Annotated in this window: 1 protein-coding gene; it reads left to right on the top strand. The window is 55.0% G+C overall.

Features of this window, described 5'->3' with window-relative positions; genetic code table 11:
* Positions 1-306, top strand: a 306-nt coding sequence (locus AC5ZG1_RS44760) for a helix-turn-helix transcriptional regulator (protein ID WP_496136625.1), incomplete at its 5' end; no start/stop codon positions are given.
* Positions 307-367: the final 61 nt, after the last annotated feature.

Below are 367 nucleotides of genomic sequence, written 5' to 3'. Positions count from 1 at the left end.
CGGGCGGTCGACTATATGCGTGCCAATATTACTCGGCCGCTATCTCTTGAGGAAATCGCAACGGCTTGTGGCGTAAGCCGACGCACTCTTCAAAGCGGTTTTCGCAACTTTCGGAATACGACCCCTCTGGCATTCCTGCAGCACCTACGGTTGGAATTAGTGCATCAGGAACTGATGACAGGCGAACCTGGCCTCTCGGTCACACAGGTCGCTCTGAAATGGGGCTTCGTGCATAGAGGCAGATTTTCTGCGGACTATCGCAAGCGCTATGGGGTACTTCCCTCGGAAACATTGCGTATATCATAAGCAGATTGCGCCGACCGAGCTACGATCAGCCGGCACGCTCGACCGTCCTCAAGGCTTGCAG

Source organism: Bradyrhizobium sp. Leo78, from assembly GCF_059512425.1.
Note: the sequence above shows the minus strand (reverse complement) of the source record. Positions and strands in the feature narration are given on the sequence as shown.